We start from the raw sequence: 11,693 nt of genomic DNA, 5'->3' as shown, positions 1-11,693 counted from the left end.
GGCAGAGCCGCAGACTGGAAGACGGGAAGTTTCGGCCCTTACGGATGCCCGGAAAACCTTAGCGTACGATTTTTTCCGAATTCTGCGGGCTCCCCTTTAAGATTTTGGCAAGCAGTAGCGTCCTCTGGTTTACCCATGAACATGGTAATACGGGAAAAACCATACCAACTTATGGTCGCTTTGATTGCTTTATATACGGCCATCCCTGTTGTTACAATAGTAATTTTATCTGGTCAGCAATCGCATAAGTTGGAACTAATTGCTGTGCATTTCATTACATTTATCACGATGGTGTTTGTTTTGCGTCGTAAGATGGGGAAACGTTGGCTGGATTTATTTGAAGAAAAATTAGCCATTTATAAACCTAATGATAAACTCGCGCTTAGCGAATTACACGAAAGCATACGTGAGAAAAATGGGCTAGACTTGCAGGATCTACAAGATTGGTACTGGAAAGAGAAGATGACATATGCGTATCACAAAGAACATAAAACAACCATAAGCTATCAAAAATTCAAGTAGCATTTTAAAATGTCAGGGGAGGGCTATTGTGATTTATTAAGTCGGCAAGGTTATTAGGTAGGGGTGTTCAATATGATAAATTCTTCGAGTGTGGTTATTTCAAGAGTTGTTCTGGTCCTTTGAGATAGCTAATTATCATTACAGACTTTATCGAAAGGTATGAATTATGAACATTACCGACAAAGAACTTAGCTCAAATACAGTGAGTCAGTATGGATGGAACTTAGGAGAGTTCAATCACTCAACGCCTTTTACATCTCATTTTATTTATATTACCGACTATCATAAAGATAATACATGGATGATTTCACTTTCGCAGGAGGATTTTAATACGACCAAAATTTCAACATCGTTAAGTCTAGATGCCTGTGTGTCCATGCTCGGAAAGATACTAAAAAAAATGTCTAACAAAATCGGTATCTCACAAACGGAAGAATCTGAATTCGCATTTCTTTTAACAAACTATATTAAATAAACTTTGACTTTTAGAGAATGGCAACGCAATGCTGAAGGAAATCAACGACTGCACTTTCTTATTAATATCTACGGTGCAAAAGAAGACGGTGGCGAAGTGGTTTTAAGACCATTTATTGTAAATCCTGATGAATTAATGCTTACTCCAGCGGATGTCGTTGAATTTAATTCGCAGGTTATCAAAGTTGATCGGCAGCGTCATCCTGAGTGGTTCCGTTAACAGGTCACAAGGGTTAAGAGCCTGAAAGGCTGCGATAGGGTATACGCAGCCTATTCTGTATAGCCGTCGCGTAATAATTGTTCTAAATGACTATCGACCGTTTCCTGATCACCAGGAATATATCGAGGCCATCCTGTTATATCGTTGGCGAGTTTCACTATGTATGGATGAAACCCAAACTGTTCGGAAGTGATGTCAATATAATATTGCACTTCTTCGAAATTCAACTCACACCAATAATGGCCAAAGCCACCACACTCTATAAATATACCGCCATCATCTGCACCGTTACCCCCACGGACAACAGCATCTAGACCTTTAGTTTTTGCTAAATAACACACAAGATAGCTTGCAAAAAGGCAAGTGCCTGCCGTCTTCTCTATGCCGCACTCCGTTAAAATTGAAAGTAGCTTTTCATGCGCCACTCTTGCAATGTCTGATACCAATTCCGGGGACATGTTAGCTCCAGTGAAATTGTTAGATCGACTTAAACAGATAATAACTCAATATTTTCATGAAGTACTTGTGGGTTCTTAAACCAATAGCCGGAACCACACATCCAAGGTTCACCTGGGAAAACAAAACCTTCTTGAATAAGGTATTTGCGGAATAGGGGAGGCAGTACATTTTCAATTTTCAAAATGTAATTTTGTTCATCTGCAATACATTTCAATTCTGCAAGAAGCGCTCTAAAAATGCCTGTGCCGGGCTCTTTAACTGAGATAGTTGAAACAACCATGACCGGATATCCCAGGACCGAACACATGCCTGCTCTTGCCCGGATGTAGAGCTCCTCGAAATGGTGTAAGCCGTGTACATGAGAAGACCTTATGGGTATCTTACCATCTGATGCCTGCGTTATAAGGTCGGCGAAAACCTTTTTGATTTTCAGCAAATCTGCCTGAAAATTTTGATCGTTCAAAGGAAAATCAGATTGAGAATTTGTCATTACATATCTTATGTTTTAAAAACTTAACTTTGATAAAGCAAAGGAATACGCTGATCGTCATGTGATCCAAATTGAGCAATGAATTTTAATTCGGAACAGCTAAAGACAAAGCAGTAGGGTGCAATAATTCAGGATGTCGATACTATAAGAAGAATAGTGGTATGAATGTAGCAATTACCTCAATATGAGGGGGGCAACTGTTGATGCTGTACATACATACAGTATTTAACATAATCTTTGTTATATGTACTTATAAATCAATGACATAAGGTTTAAAGATCGTATGATCTACGCACTAGGTCATGGCTTGTAATGAGTGAAAAAAGGTTCAAGATTTTAGAGAAATGCTCCCAAGATCAACATGGCGGCATAAGTTTTCCAGCTTGACCAATCAATCGTGGAACCAAGCAACAGATAGAATGCCAGGCCTACCAGCCCCAGCTTTACTACTATCCCAATTAATATGGTAAAGATAGACTCATCGCGTTCGCCTTTAAGTAATTTACAACGCGTAATTAGATCGTCTTTTTTCATGTAGAATCCCTTAGAGTTATTAAAGTCCTGCATTAGAAGTTGTTACCTGCCGAAGTTACCTCGTATGAGTTAACTGTGGCTCCAAACATACAAAATATAAGCTGTGCCAATTGAAAGGATTAGAAAAGCACAGTTACTAATAAAATCTACTAATGCTTGTAGCTTCTTTAGTCTCACTATTGCTGGACCGTGTTCAGTAGAGGTACTACTCAGCCCTTTTGTTCTGGCACTCTCTGCTTTTCTGAAAAAATTGTAATGCAATCCTGACCGCAAGCAAAACCATGCCAAACCAGTCGTTATTACGATATTTATGTAGAAAGCATATTGAATCATTTGTTCAGTTTCGAAGCTTTCCATTGAAAACCCTTTGTTGAAATGTTGAATAAAATTATTTTTAGTAAATGTAAGCAATAAATAGAACGAATATTAATAGTGAAAGATGCAATGCCAACATCTGCTTATGATGCCTTATGAGGATTTCTTCCTTCGCATTCATTAAATCGTACATCTCATCAATATTTTTATTGCTGGTATATTCGAGACGTTCATCACGAAGTAATTTGAACTTTACCAATACGACAAGTGATTTAATAATAAAGCTCGTAAGCATAACAGTTATAGACAAAAATAAAAAATAGGCCAAATTCATATATCACTCCATGGAGATTAATAGAAAAATTTATAATAAGTAATCTCATAGAGCATTACTTGAATCTTCTTCCCATACTAAGGACTCACCGAGAAATTTAGTTAAAGATGATTTGGCATACTGTGGTTCGGAAAAAAAACGTGGGAACCAGCCGTCAAAGCTTTGGGTACCATTGTGACGATTTTCAGGCGAGACTGATAAGCGGTACCCGTCTCCGTAAGGTGAAATGCTAAATGTGTATCCATCATCTGTCTTTGAGATCAGCGTTTTGCTTGTCATATGACTAATAGATACCGTTAACTCCTTTGGTGTTTGTATCACCGAAAGAAGAAACAATGCGCTTATGGCTGCAAAAATCCAGCAATATAATGATGCATCCATAAAACCAGCTACAACACTCGATCCCAAAAAAAACCAAAATAAACTTATTAAGATTACTGAGTTTTCATTCATGTCTGTTCCTTGTTATTACTAATTATATTATGCTTTATAGTTGACCGTCAGACTACCCACGGGTTTTGACGAACAAAGTCACGCACTCCATTTATACATGCTTTTGAGATGACTTCAAAATAAGGATGGTTTGATGGAATCATATTCCCGGTATTATCAAGAAGCATAATAGTCCCTAAAGACCGAACCAGTTGATATTCATTGAGCTTACGCTTTAGCAAAGTTTGCAATCTATAAATTGTCTCACCGGAACTGTTACCTTCGATACCTACAACAGAGACCGTACAGTTCACTTCCTGATTATCAGATTGATAATCGAACCAGTAATTTTCGTTGTAATTTCCTTTTTGCGCATGCTCAATTTTGCCAGGCCATTTTACCCATAAAGAAGAGTTGTTTTTAGATCGTAAGATCTGCTTCAGCGTTTCCAATGGATTTTTTTCATCAACCTCAGACCAGGCCGAAATAAATTCTTTCTGCATTGCCTCAGGGTCTATAACGGCAATGAAATCAAATTCCTCTTTATTGATAGAGTTGGCTCGATCTTTGAGATAAAACAGACCGAGTTTATATCCCTTTTCACTTTTCCAGTTTGCTCCCACAGGCTGATAGTCTGTATTTATAAACGGTTTGAAAGTGTGAGTGTCGGGAGAAAAAATTACTGAGGGTGCCAGCACCCGGCCTCGGTGTCGTATTGGATTTACATATATTTTTTCCCCGTCACATAACATTTCAATAATTGCTTTTGTCACAACTACTGAAATAGAAGGTCTACATGTATTTTGATTTATTTCCCCGAGGTGCGCCAAACTTCCATCCTCACTCTTCAACACCTTTGTAAGGCAAGTCGGGCAATACTGTTGATCTCTATAATAAACAGGCATGGTTAGACGACCGGAATCGTTTAGTACCAACTGAAGTAACGGATGAGGCTCTTTCATCATGGTTATTTCTTCTCTTTCACCTTTCTGGGCTTTTCGTTTGCCTGTCTCCACTGCCATGGTGGGACAGGGTTGGTGTCTGCCCATAACCCTTTTGCCTCCTTTTGTGCTGCGGATTCATATTTGATATAGCCAGGGACAATGGCGTTATCTTCGAACCGATAAACCCACGCATATCCACTGTCCACCATAGAGGCATTGATATCATATCCATCTAACCAGATGGTACCTAACATACGGCCATAGATATCCGTACCATGGTCTATCACGGTAACGATTTTAGTTGCTATAGCTGTGGTTAAGGCCTGTTTTGCTTTTTGGCCAAAAGCCTGTTTAGATTCAGGAGCGTCTATACCATACATCCGTATTTTGATGGTTGTGTTTTGAGCATCCAACGCAGTTATGGTGTCACCGTCAACAATCTTAACCACCTTTGCCTCAAAAGTTGTTGAGTTCCCCCAGGACGCCACTGGGAATACAACAATCATGATGGGCAAAAGTAACTTTGTTAAAAAAAACATCATTTCACCTTGATTTGTTGAGTACAGACATGTATCCACAAGCCTATTTACAGGCAGTATTTTAACAAGTCATTATTTCATGGGCGGGCTTAAAACCAATCTTTTTGCAACTTAAAGGCAGAATAATCACAATAAATTTAGAACCTGAACCAAAAAATAATCCAAATTAAGCGTGTTAATCTATCTCAAAGATATTATTCCTGAGAGAGTTTGGATGAAACGTTACACTCATGATCTTGAGACAGACCTGAATGATGTGGATAAAACACCATCTCTGATCCACAAAACTTTGTTAACAGCTTCGACCATTTATGACCTGAAATATCTGGCTCAGGTATTAAATGATGAAAATGGCAGTAATTGGTCCCGTGCATCCCTTAAACGTCAGGTTACATGCATACCTGAGCATTGTGAGCTGAGTATCGCAGATGGACGCTATCTACAGACTTTAATACCTTCACGACCTGCTGATTATGAGGACAGGCACTTTAGCTTTATCGATCTGTTTGCAGGGATAGGTGGACTGCGAAGCGGATTTGATGCCATCGGTGGTAAATGTCTTTTCACGAGCGAATGGAATACTTATTCCAGCCGTACTTACCGGGCGAACTGGTATTGCGATGAGAACGAGCACCGCTTCAATTCAGACATCCGTGACATCACTCTTAGCAACCGGCCCGAGGTTACTGATGACGAGGCATACAAATTTATCGATGCCTCTATCCCGGATCATGATGTTCTTCTTGCGGGATTTCCATGCCAGCCATTCAGCATCGCCGGTGTCAGTAAAAAGAACTCTATGGGTCGCAAACACGGTTTCGAGTGCGACACTCAGGGTACGCTCTTCTTTGATGTGGCCAGGATCATCCGGGCAAAACAACCTGCAATTTTTGTTCTGGAAAACGTAAAAAATCTGAAGAGTCACGATAAGGGTAATACCTTTAACATCATCATGAAAACGCTCGATGAGCTTGGCTACGACGTCGCAAACAGCGAAAGCACGGGCGCGGATGATCCTAAAGTCATCGATGGCCGTCATTTCCGACCCCAGCACCGTGAACGTATCGTCCTTATTGGTTTTCGCCGCGACCTACGTCTGAAAGACGGTTTTACTCTGAGAGACATTAAAGACTTTTATCCGGACAAGCGCCCTTCTCTCTCAGATTTACTGGATCCGAGCGTAGATAGTAAATACATCCTCTCCCCTAAACTCTGGGAGTACTTATACAACTATGCAAAGAAACATGCGGCAAAAGGCAATGGTTTTGGTTTTGGACTAGTAGATCCTTCCAATGTTAATAGTGTCACCAGAACCCTCTCAAGCCGCTATATGAAAGACGGATCTGAAATTCTTATTGATCGGGGCTGGTCTCATGAACTGGGAGAAACTGATTTCCATAACACATACAACATGGACCGTCGGCCACGCATGCTAACGCCACGTGAATGCAGCAGGCTAATGGGCTTCGATAAACCCGGGGAAAGTGTTTTCCGTATCCCTGTGTCCAATACACAGGCTTACAGACAGTTTGGGAACTCCGTGGTCGTTGATGTCTTTGCGGCCGTCGCCAAACTGCTGAAGTCACGAATTGAATTTGCAGCCTCCCAGCGCTTGCGGCAGTTTTACGACGAAGTCAGCTGACCTGAGCTCCTTCATCAATTTAAATGCTTAAGATTGTTGTAATAATGTCAGAGGTCAACCATGACGTATTTCGAATCAGCTGAAGGTGAGACGGTATCTAAAGAACGAGCATTACAAGAACTGTCCAGGCATTGCGTTCCCGAAACAGATTTCGAAGAATTCTTTAGCGACATGGGCGTAAAGGAACAGTATGACGCTCAGGAAGTGTTGCTCTGGTTGGGATATTAAACTTCCTGTTTAGGAGACTACTATGAGCCAAAAATTCGCAGTGATGATTGCTTACGACGACGATCCAAACGTCAAAAGGTATTCACCTGACTTTCAAACGCAGGATGAGTTTGCTAAAGGGTGGCAGTCGGCTCTTAAAAAGGCACACCACACCTCAGGTCAAAAATCAGTCATCACCTGCGGATGTCGTGGAAAAGGAGAAAAGCGACTTTATGTTCGTGCTTTACCGAACGGTGATGCCTTTATTCTCGTCAAAGCCGCTAACACGGGCATTGAGCATGATCCTTCCTGTGTATTCTTCTCCCTTGATGCCCGGCATACCGGCCTGAAAGGATATGCGAGTGGTGTGGTCCGGATTACAACCGAAGGTGATATGGCTGTAAGGCTCGGTATCGGTATGACAGAGAAAGATCCTCCTGAAAAATCAGAAGTGCCTCCCCTGCCCCATGTTCAGCGACCAGAAGGAGGTCAGGCCTCAATGACCCTCCTGGGCTTGCTTAGTCTTTTGTGGACAGAGTCTGGTCTGAATGTCTGGTACCCGAAAATGGCAGGGAAACGTAACGATTCACTGGTACGGTATCGTCTGCTTGAAACCGCTAAACAAATTCGTACCGGCAGAGCCTGCATAGGTGACCATTTATTCATTGGTGTACCTGACCCGAAACAACCTGTCGCTCAGTCGCAAATTCAGCGTCTTTCATCACAGGCGATGAGTGATAAACGTCTCATGCTCCTGTCAGTTTTACCTCGCTACGATGCTGAAAAGCATGAGAAGCCACTTAAATTTTTACCCCTGCGGAATTTTGGGGGGCTACCGCTGATTTTTTTCAATTCAGAAGTCCATTGGGATAGCGTAAAGAAACGATTTTCATCGGAGTACGCAGCATGGAAATCCGGGGCGAAAATAGTTGTCTTTGCGTTGACGTCACCAGCTGCGGTAACCGGCAGAGGCCCTTCTGTAAGAGCTCATCAAATTGTGCTGATGCACGTTAGCGAGAACTGGATACCTCTGGACTCCTCCTATGAGGCGGTTGTTGCAGAAAAGCTGGATGCAGAGCACCGGCAGTACGTTAAGCCCATGCGTTATGATGCGAGTATTAGTGAGGTGTTCCCTGACTTCTACCTGCTCGACACAAAAAGCGATAAGCCGTTCCCGATGGAAGTATTTGGTATGGCCACTCCTGCTTATCTGGCCCGAAAGCAACTCAAAAAAGATTATTACAACCGTGAATATGGGCCTTATGGATGGTGGCACTGGGATGCGACCACAGCATCTGAAACTATGGTGCTGCCTCATTTTCCAGAATCACGCAAACCTCTTTCAACTGACACACCTGCTTAAAATGGAGAAAAAATGTCCTACATGCTTTCGCTAAGCGAACAGACAAAACTGAACGCTTTCCTGTCAGGGATCCTAGATGATTACAAGACTGGGGTTATCACTCAGATACAAGCTGTTGGTAGAATCGGTAACGTGTTTTCTGCTCTGGAAAGTGGAGACTCAAAAAAGGTAGTGCATTTGTTGACTGAAGGACGAAAACTCCTGCGGACGGGCTGAATGTCCGCAGAAGTTCTTATGTGCCAGGGGATGCAGAGAAGTGTATCAACCTGGCTTCATTTATCATGATGTTTTTCTGCTACGCGGCTGTTTTGACTTTCCAGTACCTCCCCCTGCCATTGCACCAGTTAATGTATCAATGGTGCCTTTTAGGGATTCTGAGATTGTTTTCTCCGCCTCCAGGGTAGCTTCCAGCTTCATTACTTTGGCCTGGAGCGTTTTGAGTTCATTGCTTTGTTCAGCCACTTCCGCTTCATAGCCCTGGCTGACCAAAGTTACTTTATTCAGGTCGGCGCTCAGCGACTCGTTTAGTTTATGGAGTTCAGTAAGCTCGGCATTCACCGCCACCAGGTCACCCTCTTTCCCGGACAGTGCACTTTTCAGCTCAGTACAAAGGTTCTGTGCAGCAATCAATTCCTGTTCAAACCTGTCCCTCTCTGCCTTTGTATCTGACACAGTCTGACTTAACTGGTCGCATTGTCTGGAAAGACCGGCGTTATCAGAACGCTGCGTGTTGATCTCTTCGTTCAGCTTTTTTTGATATTCAAGGTGACCAGCGATCTCTGTTTTACGTTCAGCCAGTTGCTGGGAGAGTGAGTCATTTGACTGCTGTGCGAGGCTCAATTCATGCCGTGTGCTATCTAACTGGTGATGGCAGGTTTCGAGTTCTGCTTCGGCAACATTCAGCCTTGTTTCTAACTCCTTGACGGTACTGTCCCGGATCTCTAATCGACCCTGTAGTGCCTGATTCTCAAGTTTCAGCTCATCCATATCGGTAGCGCTTTGCTCAAGCCGCTGTAACAGCTGCGTTACCTCCTCCTCCAGCTGCATGCTACGTGCTTCAGCTTTTTTAACACTATCATTCTGTATTGCGGTATAGCTTCTACGGTAGTGCCAGGTGATGTACGAGATAATATCGCCGAGTGCAACCTTTACCTCATCGGGTATATCCAGGTAACGGGCCTCTTCAGGAACCTCTTTAACATACTTCTGGTACTCCGCGAACATCTCCTGTGACCTTGCAAACGAGCCGCCAACAGCGTTTCTGAGCCAGTGAACTTTGAAGCTCAGATCGATATTTTCCGGGTTAATTTCTTTCTCTTTGCACAGACGTTCGATTGCATTGAAGTAATCGATCATCGCGATAGATGAGTACCTTGAACGACCCATTTCCTTTGATTTTTCAGTGGATTCGCTGCGGATGTCATTCTGCACCTCTGGCGGGGTAGCATCGTTCAGGCTTTTTTCTTTATCATTTTCAATCATCATTTTTTTCCTGCGGCCGGAAGCTGGTTTGCAAAATATATGCTGATAAGATCGTTCAGAGCATTCAGAAGCGAGATACTGTCGATGCAAATATGAACGTTTCCATTCTCAAACAGGCGACACCGCCAGCCATTCTCATCACTGACCTCGCCTGTGAATTCTGTATTTCTCATGGCCGTCAGCCTGTCGACCATACTCAGCCCACCGCCGGTTGCAGGTGTTGGAGTATCAGAACAGATGCATACAATATTCTCAAAGTCGCGTAAACAAAAGTGATTGTCCTGCGAGAAACCGTTGTACCTCAGCACGTTCACACCAGGAAAAATCCCCCGAAGAACAAGCTTTTTTGGCATTGTATATTGCCTGGCATTGCTTTTGAAACTTCGGTCAAGCTTGTTGAGAACATCAACGAAACCTTCTGCAAGGGTGTCTCGTCTGTTAGCCAGTGCATGCTGTAATGTTCCCTTAACAATCTCCAGGGAAGCGACGGGCGGATCCGTACGAAGGGATTCGTTAAAGGCTTCTTTTTGCTTATGGTTCCAGTACCGGTCCATACCTGTTTCTTCAAAGAGCCTTTTCCACGTTTTACGGTCAATTTCCTTACGCCCCTCCTCGATGGTGCGATCCAGTGACGACGGAAGACCAAATGCGTTGGGCTGCATAATTCTGCTGGTGAAGAGAGAGAGACCGCACAGTTCCGACGCTTCCGAGATTAACCGCATCCCTTCTTCGAATTTCTGCATGGCCATATCCCGGGCGCTGATGAGCTGCCCTGTCCGGCTCGCCGGTACTGGCTCAGAACCCTGGTTTTGAGTCATTTTACACTCCATTTTGGTATGTCAGAACATTTTGATTTGAGCAAAGGTAGGACACTATAAAACCTATAGAATTTACGTAGAAACGCGTTTAGTAAAGGCTTTACTAATTACTAATGACTAACATATTAGCACTTTCAGATATGCCAGCAATAACCCCAGCCAGTGAAATAATGTGATGAGCCCATTAATTGGGGGTAATCATTCTATCTGGTTGATATTTAACGCTTTTAATTGTCATCCTTATGTAAGCCTATGGGATTTACTCCTAATTAAATCCCATTGTATGAAAAATAGGCATTTATAAGCTTTCATGACGTGACGTTGTCACGTATATCAATGGAATTTAGTCACTAGTAAAGAGTTAACTAGTGACTATCTGCCTAATCGGTGTGCTTGAACGGTGCACTCCAGGGCGGATATAAAAATTGATGAGAGATATACGGGGTTTGAGGGCCAATGATGTAAAAAACCACGCTAAGGAGGTAATTCATTGTTTAAATTGAGATTTAACGGCCTCAATTCCCCCTTCATAATATCCTCCGGTAGTGTGAACGTATAATGTCCCAGCATGTTGATATGACCATGCATCAGAGGCGAAAGCCGCGCGATATGTTCATCTTCTGGCCCTTCCCCAGTGCTACGCAGGTGCGACAAGGCTTCCTGCATATAAAGCGTATTCCACAGCACCACTGCGTTTGTCACCAGACCCAGCGCACCCAACTGATCTTCCTGCCCCTCGCGGTAACGTTTTCTGATCTCACCACGCTGACCGTAGCAAATGGCTCTTGCCGGCACTGTTGCAAATAGTCGGTGGTGATAAACTTGGCACTGTTGCAAATAGTCGGTGGTGATAAACTTATCATCCCCTTTTGCTGATGGAGCTGCACATGAACCCATTCAAAGGCCGGCATTTTCAGC

The 11,693-nt window shown here is 42.9% G+C and carries 13 protein-coding genes and 2 pseudogenes; 6 read left to right on the top strand and 9 right to left on the bottom strand.

The features are described 5' to 3' along the window. From PGQ95_RS25745 to PGQ95_RS25735, 3 genes and pseudogenes are all read left to right on the top strand, one after another. Positions 1–522: pseudogene (locus tag PGQ95_RS25745) on the top strand (hypothetical protein); the annotation flags it as partial. 166 nt (positions 523–688) lie between these two features. Then, positions 689–997 (top strand): hypothetical protein, encoded by a 309-nt coding sequence (locus PGQ95_RS25740; RefSeq protein ID WP_430919827.1) that lies wholly within the window; start codon positions 689–691, stop codon positions 995–997. Positions 998–1,000: 3 nt separating this feature from the next. After that, positions 1,001–1,216, top strand: coding sequence for a hypothetical protein (locus PGQ95_RS25735; RefSeq protein WP_430919824.1), 216 nt, complete (start codon positions 1,001–1,003; stop codon positions 1,214–1,216). A 50-nt stretch (positions 1,217–1,266) separates the two neighbouring features. Here the strand turns inward: PGQ95_RS25735 and PGQ95_RS25730 are convergent, their stop codons facing one another. The 6 genes from PGQ95_RS25730 to PGQ95_RS25705 form a co-directional block, all read right to left on the bottom strand. Beyond that, on the bottom strand, positions 1,267–1,674 hold the full coding sequence (locus tag PGQ95_RS25730; RefSeq protein ID WP_000074418.1) for a hypothetical protein: 408 nt from the start codon (positions 1,672–1,674) through the stop codon (positions 1,267–1,269). 29 nt (positions 1,675–1,703) lie between these two features. Beyond that, positions 1,704–2,165: a hypothetical protein gene (locus PGQ95_RS25725; protein WP_000185304.1), complete on the bottom strand. Its 462-nt coding sequence runs from the start codon at positions 2,163–2,165 to the stop codon at positions 1,704–1,706. Between the two features lie 336 nt (positions 2,166–2,501). Further along, entirely contained in the window at positions 2,502–2,699 is a 198-nt protein-coding gene (locus PGQ95_RS25720) for a hypothetical protein (RefSeq protein ID WP_000710701.1), read from the bottom strand. Positions 2,700–3,393: 694 nt separating this feature from the next. Continuing rightward, positions 3,394–3,801: a hypothetical protein gene (locus tag PGQ95_RS25715; RefSeq protein WP_001572392.1), complete on the bottom strand. Its 408-nt coding sequence runs from the start codon at positions 3,799–3,801 to the stop codon at positions 3,394–3,396. A 47-nt stretch (positions 3,802–3,848) separates the two neighbouring features. Next, positions 3,849–4,745, bottom strand: coding sequence for a hypothetical protein (locus PGQ95_RS25710; protein WP_000975182.1), 897 nt, complete (start codon positions 4,743–4,745; stop codon positions 3,849–3,851). A gap of 2 nt (positions 4,746–4,747) precedes the next feature. Next, complete coding sequence (locus PGQ95_RS25705) at positions 4,748–5,263, bottom strand: thermonuclease family protein (protein ID WP_001572389.1); 516 nt, start codon at positions 5,261–5,263, stop codon at positions 4,748–4,750. 214 nt (positions 5,264–5,477) lie between these two features. Here PGQ95_RS25705 and PGQ95_RS25700 point away from each other — a divergent pair, with 214 nt between their 5' ends. The 3 genes from PGQ95_RS25700 to PGQ95_RS25690 are packed head-to-tail and all read left to right on the top strand — an operon-like array spanning position 5,478 to position 8,475. Continuing rightward, on the top strand, positions 5,478–6,905 hold the full coding sequence (locus PGQ95_RS25700) for a DNA cytosine methyltransferase (protein ID WP_000833382.1): 1,428 nt from the start codon (positions 5,478–5,480) through the stop codon (positions 6,903–6,905). 60 nt (positions 6,906–6,965) lie between these two features. Beyond that, positions 6,966–7,133 carry a hypothetical protein gene (locus tag PGQ95_RS25695; protein WP_000220758.1) on the top strand — a complete coding sequence of 56 codons (168 nt, stop codon included), beginning with the start codon at positions 6,966–6,968 and terminating at the stop codon, positions 7,131–7,133. Between the two features lie 22 nt (positions 7,134–7,155). After that, positions 7,156–8,475 carry a DUF1173 family protein gene (locus tag PGQ95_RS25690; protein WP_000078514.1) on the top strand — a complete coding sequence of 440 codons (1,320 nt, stop codon included), beginning with the start codon at positions 7,156–7,158 and terminating at the stop codon, positions 8,473–8,475. 279 nt (positions 8,476–8,754) lie between these two features. Here the strand turns inward: PGQ95_RS25690 and PGQ95_RS25685 are convergent, their stop codons facing one another. The 3 genes and pseudogenes from PGQ95_RS25685 to PGQ95_RS25675 form a co-directional block, all read right to left on the bottom strand. Beyond that, on the bottom strand, positions 8,755–9,960 hold the full coding sequence (locus tag PGQ95_RS25685) for a hypothetical protein (RefSeq protein ID WP_001572381.1): 1,206 nt from the start codon (positions 9,958–9,960) through the stop codon (positions 8,755–8,757). Beyond that, the gene (locus PGQ95_RS25680; protein ID WP_000193209.1) at positions 9,957–10,775 is read right to left on the bottom strand and encodes a DUF4942 domain-containing protein; all 819 of its coding nucleotides are present in this window, start codon (positions 10,773–10,775) and stop codon (positions 9,957–9,959) included. Before PGQ95_RS25680 ends, PGQ95_RS25685 begins: the two co-directional genes overlap by 4 nt. A gap of 474 nt (positions 10,776–11,249) precedes the next feature. Beyond that, positions 11,250–11,564 (bottom strand): annotated as a pseudogene (locus tag PGQ95_RS25675) (Tn3 family transposase); the annotation flags it as partial. Positions 11,565–11,693 lie beyond the last annotated feature (129 nt).

The sequence above is a fragment of the Klebsiella sp. 141240 genome, assembly GCF_050600805.1.
In the GTDB taxonomy this organism is placed as follows: Bacteria; Pseudomonadota; Gammaproteobacteria; order Enterobacterales; family Enterobacteriaceae; genus Klebsiella; species Klebsiella aerogenes.
The sequence above is the reverse complement of the archived record's forward strand: the minus strand, read 5'-3'. Positions and strand labels throughout refer to the sequence as shown.

Excerpts from the sequence above, each read along its gene's own strand:
- PGQ95_RS25710 (WP_000975182.1), bottom strand. The coding sequence starts at position 4,745 with ATGATGAAAGAGCCTCATCCGTTACTTCAGTTGGTACTAAACGATTCC.
- PGQ95_RS25715 (WP_001572392.1), bottom strand. The coding sequence starts at position 3,801 with ATGAATGAAAACTCAGTAATCTTAATAAGTTTATTTTGGTTTTTTTTG.
- PGQ95_RS25690 (WP_000078514.1), top strand. The coding sequence starts at position 7,156 with ATGAGCCAAAAATTCGCAGTGATGATTGCTTACGACGACGATCCAAAC.
- PGQ95_RS25700 (WP_000833382.1), top strand. The coding sequence starts at position 5,478 with ATGAAACGTTACACTCATGATCTTGAGACAGACCTGAATGATGTGGAT.
- PGQ95_RS25685 (WP_001572381.1), bottom strand. The coding sequence starts at position 9,960 with ATGATGATTGAAAATGATAAAGAAAAAAGCCTGAACGATGCTACCCCG.
- PGQ95_RS25730 (WP_000074418.1), bottom strand. The coding sequence starts at position 1,674 with ATGTCCCCGGAATTGGTATCAGACATTGCAAGAGTGGCGCATGAAAAG.
- PGQ95_RS25740 (WP_430919827.1), top strand. The coding sequence starts at position 689 with ATGAACATTACCGACAAAGAACTTAGCTCAAATACAGTGAGTCAGTAT.
- PGQ95_RS25720 (WP_000710701.1), bottom strand. The coding sequence starts at position 2,699 with ATGAAAAAAGACGATCTAATTACGCGTTGTAAATTACTTAAAGGCGAA.
- PGQ95_RS25680 (WP_000193209.1), bottom strand. The coding sequence starts at position 10,775 with ATGACTCAAAACCAGGGTTCTGAGCCAGTACCGGCGAGCCGGACAGGG.
- PGQ95_RS25695 (WP_000220758.1), top strand. The coding sequence starts at position 6,966 with ATGACGTATTTCGAATCAGCTGAAGGTGAGACGGTATCTAAAGAACGA.
- PGQ95_RS25725 (WP_000185304.1), bottom strand. The coding sequence starts at position 2,165 with ATGACAAATTCTCAATCTGATTTTCCTTTGAACGATCAAAATTTTCAG.
- PGQ95_RS25705 (WP_001572389.1), bottom strand. The coding sequence starts at position 5,263 with ATGTTTTTTTTAACAAAGTTACTTTTGCCCATCATGATTGTTGTATTC.